Below are 21,085 nucleotides of genomic sequence, written 5' to 3'. Positions count from 1 at the left end.
GCCCTACGGGTGTGGTGTACACATCAGTACACGCCGAACCTATGGAAGCGGGGGACCCCCATGAACAAGAAGGTGCTCGTCGACATCGCCGAGCGGACCGTCGCCGCCTATCTGACCACCTTCATCGGTCTGTTGCTGGCCGACGGCTTCGACCTGACGAGCGTCTCCGCCCTCAAGGCCGCCGCCATCGCCGCGCTGCCCGCCGCCCTCTCGGTGATCAAGGGCGCCCTCGGCCGGTACGTGGGGGACAAGGACAGCGCGGCGTGGATTCCGCGGCGCAGGACCGGGAAGGCGCCTCAGAAGTCCAGGGCGTAACGGGCCGTCGCCTCGCGGACCGTCTCCGGTTTGACCTCCCCGCGGCGGGCCAGCGCCGCCAGCGCGGCCACCGTCACCGACTGCGGGTCGACGCCGAAGTGGCGGCGGACCGCCTCGCGGGAGTCGGAGAGGCCGAAGCCGTCCGTGCCCAGCGACGTCCAGTCCTGCTCGACCCAGGGGGCGATCTGGTCCGGCACCGCGCGCATCCAGTCGCTGACCGCCAGGACCGGACCGGGTGCGCCGTGCAGGGCGCGCGTCACATACGGGACGCGGTCCTCGCCGCGCAGCCGGGCCGCGTCGCAGGCCAGCGCGTCGCGGCGGAGCTCGGTCCAGGACGGCGCGGACCAGACGTCGGCGGCCACGCCCCAGTCCTCGGCCAGCAGCCGCTGGGCGTCCAGGGCCCAGTGAACGGCCGTGCCGGAGGAGAGGAGTTGCAGGCGGGGGGCGTCGGACGGCGATCCGGTGGCAGCCTCGCGGTAGCGGTAGAGGCCCTTGAGGATGCCCTCCTCCACGCCGGGCGGCATGGCCGGCTGGACCTTGGGCTCGTTGTAGACGGTGAGGTAGTAGAAGACGTCCTCGGCCTCCGGGCCGTACATGCGGCGCAGGCCCTCGCGGACGATCACCGCGATCTCGTACGCGAACGCCGGGTCGTAACTGATCGCCGCCGGGTTGGTGGAGGCGATCAGGTGCGAGTGGCCGTCGGCGTGCTGGAGGCCCTCGCCGGTCATGGTCGTGCGGCCGGCGGTCGCGCCGATGACAAAGCCGCGTCCCAACTGGTCGGCGAGCGCCCAGAACTGGTCGGCCGTGCGCTGCCAGCCGAACATCGAGTAGAAGATGTAGAAGGGGATCATCGGTTCGCCGTGCGTGGCGTAGGAGGTCGCCGCCGCCGTGAAGGAGGCCAGTGAACCCGCTTCCGTGATGCCCTCGTTGAGGATCTGGCCGTTCTTCGCCTCCTTGTAGTAGAGGAGCTGGTCGCGGTCGACCGGGTCGTAGGTCTGCCCGGCGGGGGAGTAGAGGCCGGCGGTGGGGAAGAGGGACTCCATGCCGAAGGTGCGGGCCTCGTCGGGGACGACGGGGACCCAGCGGCGGCCGGTCTCCTTCTCCCGCAGCAGGTCCTTCACCAGCCGGACGAAGGCCATGGTGGTGGCGATCTCCTGGGTGCCCGAGCCCTTTTGGAGGGCCTCGAAGGGCTTGGCGGAGGGCTCCGGCAGCGGCTTGGGCGTCACCTTGCGGGCGGGGGCCGGGCCGCCGAGCGCCGCGCGGCGCTCGCGCAGGTAGCGGACCTCGGGGGAGTCCTCGCCGGGGTGGGCGTACGGGACGGGGCCGTCGTCCAGCGCGCGGTCGGGGATGGGGAGTTCGAGCAGGTCCCGCAGGGCGCGGAACTCCTTGCCCGTCAGCTTCTTCATCTGGTGGTTGGCGTTGCGGGACTCGAAGCCGGGGCCGAGGGTGTGGCCCTTGACGGTCTGCACGAGGACGACGGTCGGCGCGCCCTCGTGCTCGACGGCGGCCCGGTAGGCGGCGTACACCTTGCGGGGCTCGTGTCCGGCGCGCGAGGTGCGGAAGAGCTCCAGCAGATCGGCGTCGGGCAGTTGGGCGCCGAGGGCGCGCAGGGCGGGGTCGGTGCCGAAGAAGTGGTCGCGGACGTACGCGGCGTCGCGCGTGGCGTACGTCTGGAACTGGGCGTCGGGCACCGCGCGCAGCCGGCGCACCAGCGCGCCGTCGGTGTCGCGGGCGAGGACGGCGTCCCAGGCCGAACCCCACAAGGACTTCACGACGTTCCAGCCGGCGGCGCGGAACTGGGCCTCCAGCTCCTGCACGATCTTGAAGTTGGGGCGTACGGGGCCGTCGAGGCGCTGGAGGTTGCAGTTGATGACGAAGGTGAGGTTGTCCAGCCGCTCGCGGGCGGCGAGCGCGAGGGCGGCGGTCGACTCCGGCTCGTCCATCTCGCCGTCGCCGAGGAAGGCCCACACCCGCGAGCGCGAGGTGTCCTTGATGCCGCGGTGCTCCAAGTAGCGGTTGAAGCGCGCCTGGTAGATCGCGGAGAGCGGGCCCAGGCCCATGGAGACGGTGGGGAACTCCCAGAGCCAGGGCAGCCGGCGCGGGTGGGGGTACGAGGGCAGGCCGTCGCCGCCGGCCTCCTGCCGGAAGCGGTCCAGCCGCGCCTCGTCGATCCGGCCCTCCAGGAAGGCGCGGGCGTAGATGCCGGGGGAGGCGTGGCCCTGGAGGTAGAGCTGGTCGCCGCTCCCGTCGGCCTCCTTGCCGCGGAAGAAGTGCTGGAAGCCCGTCTCGTAGAGCCAGGCGGCCGAGGCGAAGGTGGCGATGTGGCCGCCGAGGCCGCCGCGCTGGTTGCCGCGGGTGACCATGGCGGCGGCGTTCCAGCGGTTCCAGGCGGTGATGCGGCGGTCCAGCTCCTCGTCGCCCGGGTAGGCGGGCTCCTCGGCGGTCGGGACGGTGTTGACGTAGGGGGTCTCCAGGAGCGGCGGGAGGTCCGCCCCGAGGTGCCCGGCGCGTTCGGCCATCCGCCGCAGCAGATGGGCGGTGCGGTGCGGACCGCCGGTCCGGGCGGCGGAGTCCAGGGACTCCAGCCACTCGGCGGTCTCCGCCGGGTCCTGGTCGGGCAGCTGGTCGAGTTGGGACACCGTTATCCCCTTTCGCCTCGCCCGGTGCGGGTGGCCGGGCCGTCCTGAGGTTCCGCCTCGCGGAACAAAACTTCCGTCCTTACGACGCTAGGAGGCGTGGGGAGGTCGGGTCAACGGTTACTGGTGAGTAATGATCGATGATCGATCAAATCTCCGGCGCCGGAAGCGGAACCCACGGCTTCACACGGGGTGTGGTCCGCGCACCCGCGCCCGCGCCCCGCACACGCTTCCGGCGGTCCCGCCGCCCCGGAAGACTGAGCACCGCGAGTCCCATTGGCGCGACGGGACCGGGCCTCCCGGTCTTCCCCCCGAGCCGGCGGCCCGCCGCTTCACGCCGCCGGGCGGACGGCGTGAAGCGGAGCCGCGCCCCGCGCGCAGGTGGTACGGACGGGGCCGTCCGGGCGACGACCCGCACCCCGCCGTTGCTTCCCGCGGAGCGGGTGCAACGATGTGCACGTCATGAGTGCAGGACAGCAGGCGGGGCAGGTACCGCGGACGATGCGAGCCGCCGTGTTCGCGGCCGTCTGCGTGCTGCTCGCCGCCCTGGGCCACGCGCTCATGTCCGGGACGGACGTCCCCTGGTGGGCGGTGGCCGCCGCGCTGTCCGGCACGGGCGGCTGCGCGTGGTTCCTCGCGGGCCGCGAACGCGGCCCGCTGCTGGTGACGCTGGCCACCGTGGGCGCGCAGACGGGTCTGCACTTCTTCTTCACCCTGGCGCAGAACGTGTCCCTCGCCGGAGCGTCCGGGGCGGCCGGAGCGGCCGGAGCCTCCGCCGCTGCGGGGCCCGGCCCGGCCGCCCGCTCTCCCTGGCTGTGCGGGCCGTCGCCTGTGACGGACTCCATGACGGACTCCATGGCCGGCGCGGGCACGTCCGGCCACTCCGGTCACATGGACATGTCCGCGTCGGGCGGGATGCCGATGGACATGCTCGGCATGCACGGCAGCCACGGCGCCGTCGGCATGTGGTCCGCGCACCTCCTCGCCGCGCTCGTCCTGGGCATCTGGCTCTCGGGCGGCGAACAGGCCGTCTTCCGCGTCGGCCGGGCCGCGTGCGCCCGGCTCGTCGCCCCGCTGCTCGTCCTGCTCGACGGGCCGCTGCCCGCCCCCGGGCCGCCGCGCGTCCGCGCCGGCCTGGCCCGCGCCGCGCACCGGCTGCGGCAGCTGCTGTACGCGCATGTCCTGGTCACCAGGGGTCCCCCGGCCATGGGCGCCGTCTGCTGCTGAGCCCGCCCGTACCCGGTCCCGCCTGCTGGACCGACGGTCCGGCGTGCCCGGCGCCGACGGCGGACGGACAGGCTCACGACGTCACCGGGCGCCCGCCACCCTGCGCGGCCGCGCGCCCGGACTCCAGGAAGGACCCCGGGCAATGACCCCTGCCCGCACTTCTCGCGTGCCGCGACGGCACGTCCCCCCGTCGGCGACCCGGTCGCCGATCCGGTCAGCCGAGGTCGAGCACCGCGGCCAGCGCCCTCAGCCGACGGGCCCGCTCGCCCCACCGGCCGCACTCGGGACAGCCCCGCAGATGCGTCTCCACCGCCACGGCACGGACGCCCGGCGGCGGTTCCTCGCCGTCGATGCGGGCGGATACGGCGCTACGTACGTCTCTGCAATGCACCCCGCCATCGTCCCCGGGGCCGGTGCGCCCGGGTGCACCGGCCCCCGCGCGGGAGGCCGCCGTGCGTGACGACGAGACCGTGACCGCCTGGGCGCTGGCCGCGCGCACCGGGGACGCCGACGCCGTCGAGCGCTTCATCCGCGCCACCCAGAGCGACGTCCGGCGGTATGTGGCCCGGCTGAGCGGCGACCCGCAGGGCGCCGACGACCTTCTCCAGGAGACGTATCTGCGCGCCCTGCGCTCCCTGCCGCGCTTCGAGGGACGCTCATCGGCCCGCACCTGGCTGCTGTCCATCGCCCGCCGCACGGTCGTCGACCGGCTGCGGTTCCTCGCGGCCCGGCCGCGGCTGTCGGACACCGACGACTGGCAGTCGGCCGCCGAGCGCACCCAGCGCGCCGAGCTCCCCGGCTTCGACGAGGGCGTGGCCCTGTCGCAGCTGCTGGACCGGCTGCCCTGCGAGCGCCGCGAGGCGTTCGTGCTCACCCAGATGCTGGGCCTGCCCTATGCGGAGGCCGCGCTGGTGGCGGGCTGCCCGGTCGGCACGGTGCGCTCGCGCGTGGCGCGCGCCCGCGAATCGCTGATCGGCCAGCTGGAGACGGCCGAGCGGGAGGCCGCGGCACGGGTGCCGGCGCTCGCCGGCTGAGCCCGGGCCGATGACCGGGTCGACGGCGAAGGGGCCGCGGGGGATGTTCCCCCGCGGCCCCTTGCACATGTTCATCCACGGGTCCGCATCACTTGGGGGGCAGCGCCGCGCTGCCCGCCGGGACCGCCACGGCCTCCGTCCTGACGGTGCCGCTCTCACGGAACTTCAGGACGAGCGGAAGGCGTTCGCCGGCCCGCATGCGCGGCGGGGCGGAGATCATGATGTCGGTGTCGTGCGGCGACATCTCCACCGTGCTGTTGGCGGGCACCTCCACCGACGAGATCATCGACATCTTGCCCGCGCCCTGCTTGGTCACCGTCCGGCTCAGCATGGCGCGGCCCGCCGTCGGGGCCTCGACGGACAGCAGGACGTCGTCGCCGTCGCCGTCGTTGCGGATCCGCAGGAACGCGGCCGTGTCGTCGGTGTCGAACGGGACGAGGACGCGCGCGTCCGACACCGACACCTCCGCCGGGCGCCCCGCGGCGCCCGAGGCGGTCCAGGCGCCGAGCCCGCCGAGGGTCACGGCGCAGGCGACGGCGGGGACGAGTGCCGCCTTGGCGGAGCGGAGCAGGGAGTCCTTCGTCGAGTCCTTCATCGCGCGGCCTTTCGTGAAGTGGCGCTGTCGGAAACGGTGCTGCCGGAAGCGGCGCTGCTGCGGGGGGCGGATCCGGGGCGGGCGGACCGCTGCCCGGGTGCCGCCGAGGGACGGCGCCGCGGGGCCGGCGCCGGCTGCCAGCCGCGCAGGCGCAGGCTGTTGCCCACGACGAGGACGGAGCTGGCGGACATCGCGGCCGCCGCGACCATCGGACTGAGCAGCCCGACGGCGGCCAGCGGCACGGTGACCATGTTGTAGCCGAAGGCCCAGGCCAGGTTGGCGCGTACGGTCACCGAGGTGCGCCGGGCCAGGCGCACCGCGTCGGCCAGGGCGCCCATGTCCTCGCGCACCAGCGTCACATCGGCCGCGCCGATGGCCGCGTCGGTGCCGCTGCCCATGGCAATGCCGAGGTCGGCGCCGGCCAGGGCGGCGGTGTCGTTGACCCCGTCGCCGATGACCGCGACCCGGTGGCCCTTGGCCTTCAGCTCGCGGACGAGCCCGGCCTTGCCCTCGGGGGTCATCCGGGCGTGCACCTCGTCGATGCCCAGCTCCGCGGCGACGGACCGGGCCGCGGCCTCGCTGTCACCGGTGGCGAGCACGGGTCGCAGCCCGAGCCGCTTGAGGTGGTCGCAGGCGCGGTAGCTGCCGGACCGCACGGTGTCGCCGAGGGCGATCACGGCCTCCGCGGTGCCGTCGACCCGGACGAGGACGGCGGTGCGGCCGTGCCGGTCCGCCTCCTCGGCGGCGTCGGCGAGGGGGCCGGCGGCCAGGTCGGCGCCGTCCGCGCGCACCACCTCCACCGGGCGCCCGTCCACCGTGGCCCGGACGCCCACCCCGGCCGTGGCGGTGAACTCCTCGGCGCGCGGCAGCGGTTCGGTGCCCGCCTGTGCCGTGCCGTGGGCGTGGACGGCCCGGCCCACCGGGTGCTCCGAGCCCGCCTCCGCGGCCGCCGCCAGGCGCAGCGCGGCCTCGGCCCCGATGCCCTCGGGACGGGCGGTGACCGTCGTGACGGTCATCGAACCGGTGGTCAGCGTGCCCGTCTTGTCGAGGACCACGGTGTCCACCCGGCGCAGCCCCTCCAGGGCCTGCGGTCCGCTGACCAGGATGCCCAGGCCCGCGCCCCGGCCCGTCGCCGCCAGCAGGGCGGTCGGGGTGGCCAGGCCGAGGGCGCAGGGGCAGGCCACGACCAGCACCGCGACCGCCGCGGTGATCGCCGCCTCGGGGGTGGCGCCGGCGCCCAGCCAGAAGCCCAGCACCGTCACGGCCACGGCCAGGACCGCGGGGACGAAGACGCCCGCGATCGCGTCGGCGACCCGCTGCACCCGGGCCTTGCCCGTCTGCGCGTCCTCCACCAGCTTGGCGATGCGCGCCAGTTGGGTGTCCGCGCCGACCGCACCGGCCCGTACCTCCAGCAGGCCGCCGGAGTTGACCGCGCCGCCGACCACGGCCGTGCCCGGACCGGCCTCGACGGGCGCGCTCTCGCCCGTGACCAGGGACAGGTCCAGTGCCGAACTGCCGGACACCACCGTGCCGTCGGTGGCCACCCGCTCGCCGGGACGGACGACGAACCGGTCGCCGACCCGCAGTTCGCCGATGGGGATCCGGCGCTCGGAGCCGTCCTCCGCCCGCACGACGACGTCCTTGGCCGCGAGCGAGGCGAGCGCCCGCAGCGCGGAACCCGTGCCGTGCCGTGCCCGGGACTCCAGCAGCCGCCCGGTCAGGACGAACAGCGGGACGGCGACGACCGCCTCGAGGTAGACGTCCGCGGTGCCGGGCATGGCCGAGGGCCAGAGGCTGAACGGCATCCGCATGTCCGGGTCCCCGGCGCCGCCGAAGAACAGGGCGTACACCGACCAGGCGTAGGAGGCCAGGACGCCGAGGGAGACGAGGGTGTCCATCGTCGCCGTCGCGTGCCGCAGCCCGCGCAGGGCCCGGGAGTGGAACGTCCAGGAGCTCCAGGCGGCGACGGGCGTGGCGAGGGCGAAGCACAGCCACTGCCAGTTGCGGAACTGCAGGGCCGGGACCATGGACAGCACCAGCACCGGCACCGACAACAGGGCGGTGATCAGCACCCGGTTCAGCGGCGAGGGCTCGTCCGCGGCGCCCGCGGAGCCGTCGTCCTCCGCCTCGGGGGGCTCGGGCAGGGCCGCCGTGTAGCCGGCGCCCTCCACCACCTTCATCAGCTCCTCGGCGGAGACGGCCGACGGGTGGCTGATCCTCGCCCGTCCGGTGGCCAGGTTGACGCTCGCGGTCACCCCGTCCAGCCGTCCGAGCTTCTTCTCGACGCGCGCCACGCAGGCGGCACAGGTCATGCCGCCGACGAGGATCTCGGTCTCGGCCGCCTCGGCCGTGGTCGGGGCGGCCATCAGTGGCCCATCCCGGGCATGCCGTCCATGCCGCCGCCGGAGCCCCCGTCGGAGCCCGGGCCGCCGCCGCTGCGGTGGAGCCCTGGGGAGACGGGGCCGGCCGCCGACCCGGCGGCGTACGCGACGCCGAACAGGGCGGCCAGCAACAGGACGAAGCCGCAGAGCGCGGCGTAAGGGGCAAGGGATTGACGTGCGGTCATCGTCGCATCGTGGCACGCCGCGGGGCGCGCGGGACCCCGTAATCCGGCTGCCCGGCGCGTGAGGATTGTCCCTTCCGCTTCCGGGAACCCACGGCCGCCGGCGGACGACTACCTGGAGATCGAGCGGTCGGGAAGGACTGTTCGGAATCCGGACACGATGGTCGGGAACCAGCCATCCCCACCGTACGACTTCCTGGGGGTCCACGACTCCCGAGGAGAGCACCACCGTGTCCCTGCCCGACCCCGTACCCCTCCATGGCCCCGCGTACAAGCGGGATCCCTATCCGCTCTACGCGCGGATGCGCGAGGCCGGTCCCGTGCACCGGGTGCTCTTCCCCAGCGGGGTCACCGCCTGGCTGGTGACCGGGCACGCCGCCGCGCAGCGCACCCTCGCGGACCCCCGCCTGGGCAAGAACCACTCCCTGGGCAACGACCGCTGGCGCGCCCGCGCCTCGATCATGCCCGAGCCCCAGCACTCCCGGCTCCAGGTGCATCTGCTGCACCAGGACGCCCCCCGGCACACCGCCCTGCGCCGGATGGTCGCCGACGCTTTTACGCCACGTCGCGCCGAGGAACTGCGCCCGCGCCTCCAGGAGCTGGCGGACGCGCTCGTCGACGCCCTCCCGGCCCTCCCCGCGGAGGGTGAACCGGTCGACCTCGTCGAGCACTTCGCCGCCCGCTTCCCCTTCCTCGCCCTCGCCGAGGCCATCGGCCTGCCCCCGCACCTGGCGGCGCGCTTCCGCCGGGAATGGGGCAAGGTCGTCGCGCCGGTGGGCCCCGAGGACCCCGGACGCCCCGCCTACGAGGCGCTGCTGCGCGGCCTGGAGGAGTACATCGCGGAGGTCGTCGCCGACCGGCGCGGCACCGGCGACGGGCTGCTCGCCCGGCTGGTCGCCGCCCACGACGCGGGCGAACTCACCCCGGAGGAACTGTCCTCCATGATCTTCCAGCTGCTGGTGGCCGGACAGGAGCCGGTGACCAACCAGATCACCACCGCCCTCGTCGCCCTCTTCCGTCACCCCGAGGCGCTGGCGCGGCTGCGCGACGAACCGGGGCTGATGCCGTCCGCCGTCGAGGAACTGCTGCGTTACGACAGCGCCTTCGAGCTCACCACCTGGCGCTTCCTCGCCGAGGACGCGGAGCTGCACGGCACCCGCGTCCCGGCCGGCGACTCGGTGATCGTCTCGCTGTGCGCGGCCAACCGCGACCCCGAGCGCTTCCCCGACCCCGACACCCTCGACCTCGACCGGGCGCAGGGCTCCCACCTCGCCTTCGGGCACGGCGCCCACTACTGCCCCGGCGCCGCCCTCGCCCGGGTCGAACTCCAGGTCGCGCTCGGGACGTTGCTCGCCCGGCTGCCCGGCCTGCGCCCGGCGGCCGGGTCCGACGAGGAGCTGCCGTGGATCCCGGCCGTCCTCGGCCGCGGCACGTCCGCGCTCCCGGTCCGCTTCGACGGCTGCCCGTACGCGCGGGGTGAGGGCCGATGACCACCGCCGCCCCCGTACGGACCGCCGTCCCCGCCGCCGTCCTGCGGCTGCTCCTCCCGTACCACCGCACCACCGGGCCGGGCTCGCCCGACCCCGCCGACCACCCCGAACAGCTCGACCAGATACGGACGTTCACCGACGCCGGTGAACCCGTGCTGCTCACCCTGCCCGGCTTCCCCTGCAAGTCCCCCAACCCCGCCAAGGTCCTGGGCCACCTCCCCGACGAGGGCGAGCGGCTCTCCCTGGAGTTCCTCAACGGGCTCTGCGCGCGGATCGCGGAGGTGTACGAGCCCGGGGCGCGGCTGGTCATCTGCTCCGACGGCCACATCTTCGGCGACGTCATCCACGTCCCCGACCCGCACATCGACGCCTACGGGGACGGGCTGCGCGCCCTGATCCGGGACGCGGGGCTGTCCCACCTCGACACGTTCGACCTGCGGTCGGTGCACGGCGATGCGGACCACGACACCAAACGGCGGCTGGTCACCGAGGCGTACGCGCCCTCCCTCGACGTCCTGCGCGAGCAGGTGCGCGCGGACGAGGAGACGGCCCGGCTCTACCGCGGCATCACCCGCTTCCTCGTCGAGGACACCGCGGACTTCACCGGCAGCCGGTCGGCTCTGCAGCGGGAGTGCCGGCTGCGGGCGTACGAGGTGATCGCCCGCAGCCGGGCGTGGGGCGATCTGATCGCCGATCATTTCCCGCGGTCGGTGCGGCTGTCGATCCATCCGCAGCCGGTGGGGGCTCCGAAGTTCGGCATTCGCCTGCTGGAGGCGGGGGACGCGTGGGCGACGCCGTGGCACACGGCTGTGCTGCGCGATGCCGGGGGAGTGGCGCGGCTGATGCGGCGGGACGAGGCGGAGGGGCGGGGGCGGTTGGTGCGGCGGGGCGGGGCGCCGAGCCATTTCGAGGCGGAGGGCTGAGGGACCCGGGGTCCGCGGGGGAGTTCGTCCTTCATCCCGAGGGGTAACGGGGTGCACTCCCTCCCCACCCCTACCCTGAGCCCCATGACGACGACCACCGGCACCACCCTCGACCTCCCCTTCTTCCGCCGCTTCCTCGACCGTGCGACCACCGTCCTCGTCGCCCACGCCGCGTATCTGACGGACCTCGACGCCGCCATCGGCGACGCCGATCACGGGAGCAACCTCAAGCGCGGCTTCGGCTCGGCCGCGCAGGCCGTCGCCGACGCCGGGCCCACCACCCCGGGGGCGCTGCTGACGACCGTCGGGGTGCACCTGACCAATACCGTGGGCGGCGCCTCGGGGCCGCTGTACGGAACCGTGTTCCGGCGGATGGGCAAGATCCTGGGCGAGGACGCCGAGGTGGCGCCCGAGACGCTGGGGCGGGCGCTCGCCGCGGCCGTGGCGAGCGTCCGGCGGCTGGGCGACTCGGCGCCCGGCGACGCGACGATGGTGGACGCCCTCCAGCCGGCCACCGACGCGTACATCACGGCCCTGGGCGAACGGCGGGACACCGCCGCCGCGTTGAAGGCGGCCGCCGAGGCCGCCCGGACCGGCGCGGAAGCGACCATTCCGCTCCAGGCCCGGCGCGGCAGGGCCAGTTACCTGGGCGAGCGCAGCATCGGCCACCAGGACCCGGGCGCCACCTCGACCGCCCTCCTGATCACCGCCCTCTACGAGGCCACCGACCCGGCCCTGTGCGCGGTCGCGCCCGAACCGCCCGTCGAGGAGCGGCCGGCCGCGGAGGAGAAGAGCGCGCCCGGCCGTGTCGGCGTCGTCCTCGTCTCGCACAGCCGCGAGGTGGCCGCCGCCACGGCCGCGCTCGCCGAGGCCCTGTACGGCGGGGGCGATCCGGCCCCGGCCGTCCCCGCGGGCGGCCGGCCGGACGGCGGCGTCGGCACCAGCGCCGAGCTGATCCGGCGGGCGATCGGCGAGGCGGACGAGGGCGCGGGGGTGGTGCTCGTCTGCGACATGGGCAGCGCGGTGCTGACCGCCAAGGGCCTGACCGGCGAAGGGGTCCGCATCGCCGACACGCCGTTCGTCGAGGGCGCGGTGGCCGCCGTCGTGACGGCCTCGGCGGGCGGCGACCTCGCCGCCGTGCTGGCGGCGGCCGAGGACGCCCGGACCTATCGCAAGGTCACCGGCTGAGTCACCGGGGCCTGCCTCGCGTCGCCGATCCAGCACGCCCCGCGGACCTGTGGTTCCGGCCGGGGGTTCGGGGGGTGTCCCCCGGGAGGATCAGTAGCGGGTGAACAGCTCGAACGCGACGCCCGGCCGCCCGCCGAACCGGTCGGCGACCGCCGCCATGCCGCCCTCCAGGAACGTGCGGCAGTAGCGCTCCGGCTCCTCGTCCGTGAGGGCCTCGATGTACGTGCGGTGGCACAGCAGGGACGCCACCGCGCGGTCGAGGCCGGCGCGCGCGTCCACCGCGTGGGTGGGCTGCGGGGAGCCGGCGACGGCCACGTACCGCACCCCGTTCCACGGCTGGAGGCCCTGCCCGGCGAGTTCGGGGAAGATCCAGCGGTTGCCCGCGTCGGCCACGGCGTCGAGCGCGGCCCGGCCGACGGCCCGGTGGTCGGGGGTGTTCCAGGCGACCCCGCCCCAGGTGTCGTGGTGGTTGAGGGTGATGACCAGTTCCGGACGGTGGCGGCGGACGGCGGCGGCGATGTCGCGGCGCAGCGCGGTGCCGTACTCGACGACGCCGTCGCGGTGGCCGAGGAACTCCACGGTGCGCACGCCGACCGCCGCCGCGCTCTCCCGCTGCTCGCGCTCGCGCAGCGGTCCGGCCTCCTCGGGGGCCATCGTGTCGATGCCCGCCTCGCCGCTGGTGGCGAGGGCGTAGACGCACTCGCGACCGCCGTCGAGCCAGGTGGCGACGGCCGCCGCGGCCCCGTACTCCAGGTCGTCGGGGTGGGCGACGACCGCGAGGGCGCGCCGCCAGTCGGTGGGCATCTCCTGCAGTTGCGGGCCGGTCATCGCGCTCTCCTCATGATCATGTCCGCTGGTCGTCCGCAGCCTACGCGGGAGATCTTCGTGCGGGCCGGGAACTCCTCCGGGCCGACGTCCGACTACTGATCGGGGCACGGAGTTTCAGCCCCTGGCAAGACGAGTTCAAGACGAGTTCTGGAGAGTTCCTGATGCGCCCTCGTGCGTGGTGCGGTGTGCTGGCCGCGGTGGCCCTGTCGGCGACGGCCTGTGGCGGTGGCGGCTCCGACGCGAAGGAGACCGACGCGGCGAAGGGCACGGGATCGGGGTCCGGCTTCCCGGTGACCGTCTCGGACTGCATGGGTGCGAAGACCACCTTCGACGCCGCACCGAAGAAGATCGTCACCAGCAACGCGGCGGCCCTGGAGCTGCTGATGTGGCTGGGGGCCGGTGACAAGGTCGTCGGGACGGGCTTCCCGCCCGGCAAGGGCGCGGTGCCGCAGCAGTTCGCGGACCGGGCGGCGAAGGTGCCGGTCCTCGGGAAGACGGTGATCCCCAAGGAGAAGCTGCTCGGCTCCGGCACCGAGGTCTACATCGACTCCTTCTCCTCGATGAAGAACATGGGCGGGATGGGCGACGCCCCCAAGCCCGAGGAGTTCAAGGCCGCCGGCATCAAGCACGTCTTCCTGAAGTCGACCGCGTGCGCCGCCATGAACAAGGCCCCGCGCACCGACCTTTCGGGCGTGACGGCCGACATCGAGGAGCTCGGCCGGATCACCGGCACCTCCGCCCGCGCCGGCGAACTCGTCGGCGGGATGCGCAAGAAGACGGACGCCGTGCGCGACGCCCTCAAGGACGTGCCGCAGGACAAGCGGCCGTCCTACTTCCTCTTCGACTACGACGCCGGCACCAAGCAGCCCATGGCGGTCTGCAACCGGCAGGTCGCCAACGCGGTGATCACCATGGCCGGCGGCCGCAACGTCTTCGCGGACTGCGACGGCGACTTCAAGCCCGTCGGCTGGGAGGACGTCGTGGCCAAGAACCCCGACTGGATCCAGCTCGCCGTCCGCAACCGGGGCAGCGAGGAGGCCAACCGCAAGGCGTTCGACGAGGCGGCGGACTTCCTGAAGACCTTCTCCGCGACGAAGGACCTCAAGGCCGTCAAGGAGGGCCACTTCCTGCGCATCGGCTCCGAGCGCACCACCATCGGCGGGGTGCGCAGCGCGGACACCGTGCAGGAGATCGCGCACACCCTGCACCCCGACCGGGTCAAGTAGATGACGGAGGTTGCGGACGAGGCGCGTCCGGTACGCGAGCCGCGTCCCGTACCGGTGGCCGCCGCGCTCGTCGTCGTCCTGCTCGGGGCCCTGGTCGCGTCCGTGTGCCTGGGCTCGACCCGGGTGCCCCTGGGCGACGTGTGGTCGGCCGTGGTGCGCGGGGTGACGGGCGAGGCGCCGGTGCCCGGCACCCACGATCTGATCGTGTGGCGGCTGCGGGTGCCCCGGGCCCTGCTGGCGGCCGTCGTCGGCGCGGGCCTGGGCCTGGTCGGCACGGCCACCCAGGCCCTGGTCCGCAACCCGCTGGCCGACCCCTATCTGCTGGGCATCTCCAGCGGCGCCTCGCTCGGCGCGGTCGCCGCGATCGTCCTGGGGGCCGGCACCGGAGGGCTGTTCGGGCTGGGGCTGTCGGCGGCGGCGTTCGCCGGGGCCCTGGCCTCCTTCGCCCTGGTGTGGACGCTGGCCCGGCGCGGCGGGGGCTTCTCCCCGCTGCGGCTGGTGCTGGCCGGGGTGGGCATCGGGCAGTTCCTGTCCGGCTTCACCCACTACCTGGTGCTCCAGGCCGGGGACGACCAGCAGACGCACGGCGTCCTGTTCTGGCTGATGGGCTCCCTCGGCGGCGCCGAGTGGTCCACCCTGACGGTGCCCCTCGCGGCCGTCGCCCTGGGCCTGGCCGCGCTCCTGGCCCGGGCCCGGGCGCTCGACGCGATGCTGATGGGCGACGAGACGGCGGCCGGGCTGGGAGTGGACGTGGCCCGGCTGCGCCGCGAGATGTTCGTGGTGACCAGTGTGCTCACGGGGGTGCTGGTGTCGGTGTCCGGAGCGATCGGCTTCGTCGGGCTGATGGTCCCGCACGTCTGCCGGCTCGTCGTCGGCGGCGCACACCGGCGGCTGCTGCCGGCGGCCGCGCTGTTCGGCGCGGTCCTGCTGGTGGTGGTCGACCTCGTGGCGCGGACGGCGCTGCCGGACCAGGAGCTCCCCGTGGGCGTGGTCACCGCGCTGGTCGGTGCCCCGACCCTGCTCTATCTGCTCGACCGCCGCCTGGAGAGGGGCTAGCCGTGCGCATCGCCATCGAGGACCTGGAGGTCGTCCTGTCCGGCCGGTCCGTGGTCTCCGGCGTCCGGCTGATCGCGGAGGACGGCGAGATCGCGGGCCTGGTCGGGCCCAACGGCAGCGGCAAGTCGACCGTGCTGCGCACCGTCTACCGCTATCTGCGGCCGCACGCCGGGCGGGTGCTGGTGGGCGGTACGGACATCCGCTCGCTCCCGGCGGCCGAGTCCGCCCGGCGGGTCGCGGCCCTGCCGCAGGAGCGCGGCAGCGACTTCGAACTGACGGTCCGGGCGGTGGTGGCCATGGGACGCACGCCGTACAAGCGGGCGTTCGCGGGCGAGGACCGGGCCGACGCGGACATCGTGGCGGCGGCGCTGGCGTCCGTCGGCCTGTCCGGCGCCGGACACCGGCGCTTCTCCGCCCTGTCCGGCGGCGAACGCCAGCGCGTCCTGCTCGCCCGGGCGCTCGCGCAGGATCCCCAGGTCCTGGTCCTGGACGAGCCGACGAACCACCTCGACGTCCGTCACCAGGTGGAGCTGCTGGCGCTGTTGCGCGAGCAGCGCCGTACGACGGTGCTGTCGCTGCACGACCTCAACGCGGCGGCGTCGCTGTGCGATCGGTTGCACGTGCTGCACGAGGGGGCGGTGGTGGCTTCGGGGACGCCGCGGGAGGTGCTGACGCCGGAGTTGCTGGCGGACGTCTTCGGCGTACGGGCCGCTGTGGTGGAACACCCGCTGACGGGTGACCCGTTGATCGCGTTCGACCACCGGGGGGCGGTACCGGTGTCCACGACGGTGACGTAGGGGGTGCTACCCGGTGGAGGGGGGAACCCTCACACCCCCGGCAGCGCCCGCAACCCCAGCCCGTCCGCCCGGATCACATCCGCCGTCACCAGCGCCTGCTCCGCCGTCACCTCCGTCATGAAGACGAACGGCGGCACCACCGGCGGCACCGGCAGCGCGTCGGGCGAGAAGGTCAGGCACAGGACCCCCTCCAGGCACCCCCGGAACCGGGTGAGGTAGAGGGTGACCTGTCCCCGCAGCTCCAAGGAGCGTGCCGCGAGGGAGAGTTCGCCGCGGCCGTTGTGCGTCGTCAGCCGGTAGTCGCTCAGCTCGGCGGCCCGCATGCGCAGCACGAGCACCTTCAACGGCCCCTCCGCCGTGGGGACATCGCCCACCCCGGCGAGCGTGAAGCCCCGGGGCGCGAACCGGGTCGCCGTCACGGACGGCGGGACGGCCGCCGCCGGTGCGCGGCCTGCCGCCTCCGCCCGCCCGGCCGACGGCGGCGCCGTCACCAGCAGGACGGGCAGCAGTGCGACGGCCAGCGCCTTGCCGCCCCCGGGCGGCGTACGCCTCGGCGTCCAGCCGAAACCCATCGCGCTCCCGGCGATCCCCAGCCCCGTCCCCACCAGGAACCCGCCCAGGTTCGTCGCCGCGAACGACAGCACCGACAGGATCAGCGCGTTGACGCTCACGTAGTGCCGCGCCGAGGGCAGGAACCACAGGAAGAGTCCGGCCGCGATCAGCGCCAGTCCGATCCCGAGCGCCGCCAGGCCGCCCAGCCCCAGGCTGACCAGCACGGTCACCGGCGAGAGCGGGACGACCAGCAACTCCGCCCCGGCCAGGACGAGGAGGGCGCCGGCCCAGAAGGGCCGCGTCCTGCGCCAGCCCCGGAAACGGCTCCTCAGAAGCACTGGTCGCCCTCCAGGGCGACCTGGAGCTTCAGACCCTTCAGCCGGAAGTTCCCGCCGGTCGCCGACCAGGCGTGTGACCGCACCCCCGCGACCGTCACCTTCCCGGCCTGGAGCCCGAACTTCCCGGCCTCGCCCCTGACCCCCGGCACCGCGTCCAGCGCGGACGCGTCCCGCCCGATCTGCGCGGTGCCGAACTCCGCGTCGCCCACCAGGTCCTCGCCGTCGATCACCAGGTCGCTGGCGGTGACCTCGCCCGCGTCGCCGCCCGCCGTCAGTTTGAAGACGACCTTGCCGAGCGGCGTACTCACCACCGCCGCCTGGCAGATGTCGCTCAGCCGGGCGTTGCCGATGCCGAGCAGGGCCACCGGATGGCCCTTGCCGTCCACCGAGCGGTCGGTCTGCACGAACGACGCCAGCCCGTCGCTCGTCAGCCGCTTCGACGCCACCTGGAAGTGCGTGCCCGAGACGGCGAACGAGGCCGCGAGCGCCCCCTGGGCCATGCCCACTCCCATCGCGCCGACCGCGAGCACGGCGGGCAGGGCGACGAGTGCCGTTCTCTTCCAGGCGGTCCGGCCTTCCGGCAGGTTTCGGTCCGATCCACTCACTGCGTCCTCCCATGACCGGGGAAGTGCGAGGTGTGATACTGCCGATGTCCACGTGGAGTTGGAGAGTAGGACCGGATTTGAACGATAGTCAACAGCGCGGCACCGGACGCGGCAGGATCCGCCGCGCCGAACTCCTCGCCGTGGGACGGACGTTGTTCGCCGACACCTCCTACGACGCCCTGTCCATGGACGACATCGCCCGGCAGGCCGGCGTCGCCAAGGGGCTGGTCTACTACTACTTCGGCAGCAAGCGGGGCTACTACCTGGCGATCATCGAGGAGTCGGTCGCCGAACTCCTCCTCCGGGCCGGTACCACCCATGACCTCCCGCCCGCCGAGCGCGTCCGCCGCACCGTGGACGGCTACCTCCGCTACGCCCGGCACCACCGGGCCGCCTACCGCGCCATAGCCACCGGCGGCGTGGGCTTCGACGCGGAGGTCCTGGCGATCCGCGACCGCGTCCGCGAGGACCTGCTGGCCACCATCGCCCGCGCCGCCTGGGGCCGTACGGACCTCCCGCCCGTGGCGCGCACGGCCCTGGTCGGCTGGCTGTCCGCAGTCGAGGGCGTCACCCTGGACTGGCTGGACCGCGACGGCCCCCCGCGCGACGTGGTCTGCTCCCTGCTGGTCCGCGCCCTGGGCGACGCACTGCGGGCGGTCGAGGACCATGAACCGGGATGTCCGGCGCCCTCGCGCACGGAGCTGTGAGGCCTCACCGGCGGCCCGGGCACCGGAGGTCCGACACGGGCAACCGCCCGCTCGCCAGATAGGAGTTGACCGCCTCGTCGACACAGGCATCGGCGTAGCCCGTGCCGTAGACCGCGTGCCGGAACGAGTCCGTGACCGTCACCATCCGGGAACCCGGCCACTTCTCGTGCATGGCGCTCGCCTCGGCGTAGGGGACGCGGGGATCGCCGGTCGCGTTGACCATGAGCGCCGGTGCGTCGGGGACGACCTCGGTGGGCCGTTCGCGAGGGGCGGGCCAGAAGAGGCAGGGGGTGGGGTTGTTGAGCAGCGGGGCGAACAGCGGGTGGCGGACGCGCTTGCGCTCGATCTCGCGCCGGAAGACCTCCGGGTCGCGCGGACCGGGGGTGTCGGCGCACAGATAGGCGGTCTGGGTGCTGCCGTAGGCCGAGCCCTCGGCGGACAGCAGGAAGGGCAGGACCTCGGCCAGCGCGGGATCCGGGTCGGCGCTGCCCTCCTCCGCGGCGCGCCGGAGCGTGCGGACCATCGTGGCGAACTGGGCGTCGGTCTCCTCCCGGTCGTCCCCGAGGGCCCCGTACACCAGGAGCGGCAGGACGTGCTCGTCCAGCCGGTAGCCGCCGACCGTGAACGGACGCCGCTCCGCGGCTGCTTGGACCCCGGCGACGGTGGCGAGCACGGCGTCGGGCGTCGCGCCCAGGCCGTACGCGCCGTCATGGGCGGCGGCCCACCCGGCCCAGTGCCGCAGGGCGTCCTCGGCCACCCGCTCCGTGCCGTACTCGGGCCAGGGCGCGAGATGGTGGGGTTCGTGGACGCCGTCGAGGACCATCCGGTCCGTACGGCCCGGGAACAGCGTGGTGTACACCTCGCCCAGGTACGTCCCGTAGGAGACGCCGAGGAACGACAGGCGCTCCTCGCCGAGCACGGCGCGGACCGCGTCCATGTCCCGGGCCGCGTTGCGCGTCGAGGCGTACGGCAGCAGGCCCCCGGCGCGCTCGCGGCACCGCCGGGCGAGGTCGCGCTCGAAGGCGGCGGTCCGCTCGAAGCCGGCCCGGCCGGACCCCGCCGAGCGGAAGTACGTCCCCGTGCTCCAGCCGCAGTCCAGCGGGGAGTTGCGGCCGACGAACCGGGGGTCGACGCCCACCAGGTCGAAGCGGGCGGCGGTCGCGCCGAGCGCCGTATGACGGTCCGTCAGATAGTCGATCACCGGGTCCCCGGGGCCGCCCTCGTTGACGACGAGCGTGCCGATGCGGTGGGCGGGGTCGGTGGCGGGGATCCGGGCGACGGCGACGGCGACCGTCCGGCCGCCGGGGCGCGCCCAGTCCAGCGGAACGGTCACCTCCGAGCAGCGGGCCCCCACCGCCTCCAATGCCCTGCCCGGGGTGTCGTCCGGGCCGCGGACGCAGCTCCTCCAGACCGGTGGCGCGGCCGTGGCGGGCGGGACGGCCGGGCCGACGGCGGTCAGGGCGACGGCGGTCAGGACGACGGCGGCGAGGGCGCCACGCGTGCGGCGCGAGAGCGTCATGGCACGCACGGTAGACCCGGTGTGCGGTGGTTTCCCCGGAATCAAGGGAAGTGGGGGAGTGTGGGGCGAAATGACGTGTGCGAGGGCCCAGTTGACGAACGGTGCGCCCGTGGGGGTTCCCCGCGGTATGCAGCCGGACCAAGATCTGTCAACCGGTGACGCGGAGCCCCCGATCGGGCATACTCCAAGCGCCACAGCCGCAGGTCACCCGGTTTCCGCGACCCGGCAGGGGACCATCGGCTGGGCAGGACCGGTGGCGGGCCGACACCCTCCGGCGCCGCCGCCCCGCGCCCGACAGGGAGGAGAGCCGCGCATGACCGACCACGGCCCGCAGCCGGTGGAGCGCCAGCTGCCGACGGAGGAGGCCCGCGATCTGCTCGCGCTCGTGCGCGAGCTGGTGCAGCGGGAGATCGTGCCGCAGGCCGCGACGGAGGAGGAGGCCGGACGCTTCCCCCGGGAGCTGTTCCGGCTGCTGTCCTCGTCCGGACTGCTCGGACTGCCCTACGCCGAGGAGTTCGGCGGCGGCGACCAGCCGTACGAGGTCTACCTCCAGGTCCTGGAGGAGCTGGCGGCAGCCCGGCTGACCGTGGGCCTCGGGGTCAGCGTCCACTCCCTCTCCTGCCACGCGCTCGCCGGCTACGGCACCAAGCAGCAGCGCGCGGAACACCTGCCCGCGATGCTCGGCGGCGGACTGCTCGGCGCGTACTGCCTCTCCGAGCCGCAGTCCGGCTCCGACGCCGCGTCCCTGCGCACCAAGGCCACCCGCGACGGCGACGACTGGGTCCTGGAGGGCACCAAGGCGTGGATCACGCACGGCGGGATCGCCGACTTCTACACGGTGCTCGCCCGCACCGGCGGTGAGGGCGCCCACGGCATCACGGCCTTCCTCGTGCCCGGCGACGCCCCCGGCCTCTCGGCCGCCGCGCCCGAGCGCAAGATGGGCATGAAGGGCTCGCCCACCTCCCAACTGCACTTCGACGGCGTGCGGGTGCCGGACGCCCGCCGCCTCGGCGACGAGGGACAGGGCTTCACCATCGCCCTGTCCGCCCTCGACTCGGGGCGCCTGGGCATCGCCGCCTGCGCCGTCGGCGTCGCCCAGGCGGCGCTCGACGCGGCGCTGGCCTTCGTCTCCGAACGGCGGCAGTTCGGCCGTCCGCTGGTGGACTTCCAGGGGCTGCGCTTCATGCTGGCCGACATGGCCACCCAGATCGAGGCGGGCCGCGCCCTCTACCTGACCGCGGCCCGGCTGCGCGACCAGGGCCTGCCCTTCTCCCGCCAGGCCGCCATGGCCAAGCTCTTCGCCACCGACGCGGCGATGCGGGTGACCACCGACGCCGTGCAGCTCATGGGCGGTTACGGCTACACGGCGGACTTCCCGGCGGAGCGGTACATGCGCGAGGCCAAGGTGCTGCAGATCGTCGAGGGCACCAACCAGATCCAGCGCATGGTGATCGCGCGCCATCTGGCGGGCCCCGAGGGGCAGTAG

20 protein-coding genes and 1 pseudogene are annotated in these 21,085 nt (G+C 74.4%); 12 read left to right on the top strand and 9 right to left on the bottom strand.

Going from position 1 to position 21,085, the window contains the following annotated elements; all coding sequences use genetic code 11:
* Positions 1-60: 60 nt before the first annotated feature.
* Positions 61-315, top strand: a complete 255-nt coding sequence (locus AB8735_RS07765; RefSeq protein WP_344029906.1) for a holin — start codon at positions 61-63, stop codon at positions 313-315.
* Here the strand turns inward: AB8735_RS07765 and aceE are convergent.
* A complete protein-coding gene (aceE, locus tag AB8735_RS07760; protein WP_372406275.1) occupies positions 297-2,954 on the bottom strand; it encodes a pyruvate dehydrogenase (acetyl-transferring), homodimeric type in 2,658 nt (885 codons plus the stop codon). The genes AB8735_RS07765 and aceE overlap by 19 nt on opposite strands.
* A 459-nt stretch (positions 2,955-3,413) precedes the next feature.
* On the opposite strand from aceE, the gene AB8735_RS07755 reads away from it, so the two are divergent.
* Positions 3,414-4,178: a hypothetical protein gene (locus AB8735_RS07755; RefSeq protein WP_372406274.1), complete on the top strand. Its 765-nt coding sequence runs from the start codon at positions 3,414-3,416 to the stop codon at positions 4,176-4,178.
* A gap of 214 nt (positions 4,179-4,392) precedes the next feature.
* Here the strand turns inward: AB8735_RS07755 and AB8735_RS07750 are convergent, their stop codons facing one another.
* Positions 4,393-4,569 carry a zf-HC2 domain-containing protein gene (locus tag AB8735_RS07750; RefSeq protein WP_344029916.1) on the bottom strand — a complete coding sequence of 59 codons (177 nt, stop codon included), beginning with the start codon at positions 4,567-4,569 and terminating at the stop codon, positions 4,393-4,395.
* Between the two features lie 61 nt (positions 4,570-4,630).
* On the opposite strand from AB8735_RS07750, the gene AB8735_RS07745 reads away from it, so the two are divergent.
* Positions 4,631-5,212, top strand: coding sequence for a sigma-70 family RNA polymerase sigma factor (locus tag AB8735_RS07745; protein WP_372406272.1), 582 nt, complete (start codon positions 4,631-4,633; stop codon positions 5,210-5,212).
* A gap of 88 nt (positions 5,213-5,300) precedes the next feature.
* Here the strand turns inward: AB8735_RS07745 and AB8735_RS07740 are convergent, their stop codons facing one another.
* The 3 genes from AB8735_RS07740 to AB8735_RS07730 are packed head-to-tail and all read right to left on the bottom strand — an operon-like array spanning position 5,301 to position 8,373.
* The gene (locus tag AB8735_RS07740; RefSeq protein ID WP_344029924.1) at positions 5,301-5,807 is read right to left on the bottom strand and encodes a copper chaperone PCu(A)C; all 507 of its coding nucleotides are present in this window, start codon (positions 5,805-5,807) and stop codon (positions 5,301-5,303) included.
* Complete coding sequence (locus AB8735_RS07735) at positions 5,804-8,173, bottom strand: heavy metal translocating P-type ATPase (protein WP_372406271.1); 2,370 nt, start codon at positions 8,171-8,173, stop codon at positions 5,804-5,806. The genes AB8735_RS07740 and AB8735_RS07735 overlap by 4 nt, the downstream gene beginning before the upstream one ends.
* Entirely contained in the window at positions 8,173-8,373 is a 201-nt protein-coding gene (locus AB8735_RS07730; protein WP_344029930.1) for a hypothetical protein, read from the bottom strand. Before AB8735_RS07730 ends, AB8735_RS07735 begins: the two co-directional genes overlap by 1 nt.
* Positions 8,374-8,600: 227 nt before the next feature.
* Here AB8735_RS07730 and AB8735_RS07725 point away from each other — a divergent pair, with 227 nt between their 5' ends.
* The 4 genes and pseudogenes from AB8735_RS07725 to AB8735_RS07710 all read left to right on the top strand — a co-directional run bounded on the left by AB8735_RS07725 (position 8,601) and on the right by AB8735_RS07710 (position 11,971).
* Positions 8,601-9,860: a cytochrome P450 gene (locus AB8735_RS07725; protein WP_372406268.1), complete on the top strand. Its 1,260-nt coding sequence runs from the start codon at positions 8,601-8,603 to the stop codon at positions 9,858-9,860.
* Positions 9,857-10,783: an L-tyrosine/L-tryptophan isonitrile synthase family protein gene (locus AB8735_RS07720; RefSeq protein WP_372406266.1), complete on the top strand. Its 927-nt coding sequence runs from the start codon at positions 9,857-9,859 to the stop codon at positions 10,781-10,783. Before AB8735_RS07725 ends, AB8735_RS07720 begins: the two co-directional genes overlap by 4 nt.
* A gap of 84 nt (positions 10,784-10,867) precedes the next feature.
* A pseudogene (gene dhaL, locus AB8735_RS07715) lies at positions 10,868-11,512 on the top strand (dihydroxyacetone kinase subunit DhaL); the annotation flags it as partial.
* A complete protein-coding gene (locus AB8735_RS07710) occupies positions 11,486-11,971 on the top strand; it encodes a PTS-dependent dihydroxyacetone kinase phosphotransferase subunit DhaM (protein ID WP_372411793.1) in 486 nt (161 codons plus the stop codon). The pseudogene dhaL and the gene AB8735_RS07710, both read left to right, overlap by 27 nt.
* 90 nt (positions 11,972-12,061) lie before the next feature.
* On the opposite strand, the gene AB8735_RS07705 is transcribed toward AB8735_RS07710, so the two are convergent.
* Positions 12,062-12,799, bottom strand: a complete 738-nt coding sequence (locus AB8735_RS07705) for a PIG-L deacetylase family protein (RefSeq protein WP_372406265.1) — start codon at positions 12,797-12,799, stop codon at positions 12,062-12,064.
* Positions 12,800-12,960: 161 nt separating this feature from the next.
* Here AB8735_RS07705 and AB8735_RS07700 point away from each other — a divergent pair, with 161 nt between their 5' ends.
* Genes AB8735_RS07700 through AB8735_RS07690 form a run of 3 tightly spaced genes read left to right on the top strand, consistent with a single transcriptional unit; the run spans position 12,961 to position 15,878 of the window.
* Positions 12,961-14,025: an ABC transporter substrate-binding protein gene (locus tag AB8735_RS07700; protein WP_372406263.1), complete on the top strand. Its 1,065-nt coding sequence runs from the start codon at positions 12,961-12,963 to the stop codon at positions 14,023-14,025.
* A complete protein-coding gene (locus AB8735_RS07695; protein ID WP_344029945.1) occupies positions 14,026-15,081 on the top strand; it encodes an iron ABC transporter permease in 1,056 nt (351 codons plus the stop codon).
* A 2-nt stretch (positions 15,082-15,083) separates the two neighbouring features.
* Positions 15,084-15,878, top strand: coding sequence for an ABC transporter ATP-binding protein (locus AB8735_RS07690; RefSeq protein WP_372406262.1), 795 nt, complete (start codon positions 15,084-15,086; stop codon positions 15,876-15,878).
* 29 nt (positions 15,879-15,907) lie between these two features.
* On the opposite strand, the gene AB8735_RS07685 is transcribed toward AB8735_RS07690, so the two are convergent.
* The gene (locus AB8735_RS07685) at positions 15,908-16,768 is read right to left on the bottom strand and encodes a DUF6114 domain-containing protein (protein ID WP_372406261.1); all 861 of its coding nucleotides are present in this window, start codon (positions 16,766-16,768) and stop codon (positions 15,908-15,910) included.
* Positions 16,759-17,373, bottom strand: a complete 615-nt coding sequence (locus AB8735_RS07680) for a DUF6230 family protein (RefSeq protein ID WP_372406259.1) — start codon at positions 17,371-17,373, stop codon at positions 16,759-16,761. Before AB8735_RS07680 ends, AB8735_RS07685 begins: the two co-directional genes overlap by 10 nt.
* Positions 17,374-17,450: 77 nt before the next feature.
* Here AB8735_RS07680 and AB8735_RS07675 point away from each other — a divergent pair, with 77 nt between their 5' ends.
* Positions 17,451-18,080: a TetR/AcrR family transcriptional regulator gene (locus AB8735_RS07675; protein ID WP_344029957.1), complete on the top strand. Its 630-nt coding sequence runs from the start codon at positions 17,451-17,453 to the stop codon at positions 18,078-18,080.
* A 4-nt stretch (positions 18,081-18,084) separates the two neighbouring features.
* On the opposite strand, the gene AB8735_RS07670 is transcribed toward AB8735_RS07675, so the two are convergent.
* A complete protein-coding gene (locus AB8735_RS07670; RefSeq protein WP_372406257.1) occupies positions 18,085-19,599 on the bottom strand; it encodes an alpha/beta hydrolase in 1,515 nt (504 codons plus the stop codon).
* Positions 19,600-19,912: 313 nt separating this feature from the next.
* Here AB8735_RS07670 and AB8735_RS07665 point away from each other — a divergent pair, with 313 nt between their 5' ends.
* Positions 19,913-21,085, top strand: coding sequence for an acyl-CoA dehydrogenase family protein (locus AB8735_RS07665; RefSeq protein WP_344029963.1), 1,173 nt, complete (start codon positions 19,913-19,915; stop codon positions 21,083-21,085).

This window comes from Streptomyces luteireticuli (genome assembly GCF_041519305.1).
Lineage (GTDB): Bacteria > Actinomycetota > Actinomycetes > Streptomycetales > Streptomycetaceae > Streptomyces > Streptomyces luteireticuli.
Note: the sequence above shows the minus strand (reverse complement) of the source record. Positions and strands in the feature narration are given on the sequence as shown.

What these genes read in the sequence shown, in the direction of transcription:
- AB8735_RS07665 (WP_344029963.1), top strand. Translation starts at nt 19,913, where the DNA reads ATGACCGACCACGGCCCGCAGCCGGTGGAGCGCCAGCTGCCGACGGAG.
- AB8735_RS07670 (WP_372406257.1), bottom strand. Translation starts at nt 19,599, where the DNA reads ATGACGCTCTCGCGCCGCACGCGTGGCGCCCTCGCCGCCGTCGTCCTG.
- AB8735_RS07765 (WP_344029906.1), top strand. Translation starts at nt 61, where the DNA reads ATGAACAAGAAGGTGCTCGTCGACATCGCCGAGCGGACCGTCGCCGCC.
- AB8735_RS07720 (WP_372406266.1), top strand. Translation starts at nt 9,857, where the DNA reads ATGACCACCGCCGCCCCCGTACGGACCGCCGTCCCCGCCGCCGTCCTG.
- AB8735_RS07695 (WP_344029945.1), top strand. Translation starts at nt 14,026, where the DNA reads ATGACGGAGGTTGCGGACGAGGCGCGTCCGGTACGCGAGCCGCGTCCC.
- AB8735_RS07740 (WP_344029924.1), bottom strand. Translation starts at nt 5,807, where the DNA reads ATGAAGGACTCGACGAAGGACTCCCTGCTCCGCTCCGCCAAGGCGGCA.
- AB8735_RS07755 (WP_372406274.1), top strand. Translation starts at nt 3,414, where the DNA reads ATGAGTGCAGGACAGCAGGCGGGGCAGGTACCGCGGACGATGCGAGCC.
- AB8735_RS07700 (WP_372406263.1), top strand. Translation starts at nt 12,961, where the DNA reads ATGCGCCCTCGTGCGTGGTGCGGTGTGCTGGCCGCGGTGGCCCTGTCG.
- AB8735_RS07705 (WP_372406265.1), bottom strand. Translation starts at nt 12,799, where the DNA reads ATGACCGGCCCGCAACTGCAGGAGATGCCCACCGACTGGCGGCGCGCC.
- AB8735_RS07735 (WP_372406271.1), bottom strand. Translation starts at nt 8,173, where the DNA reads ATGGCCGCCCCGACCACGGCCGAGGCGGCCGAGACCGAGATCCTCGTC.
- AB8735_RS07730 (WP_344029930.1), bottom strand. Translation starts at nt 8,373, where the DNA reads ATGACCGCACGTCAATCCCTTGCCCCTTACGCCGCGCTCTGCGGCTTC.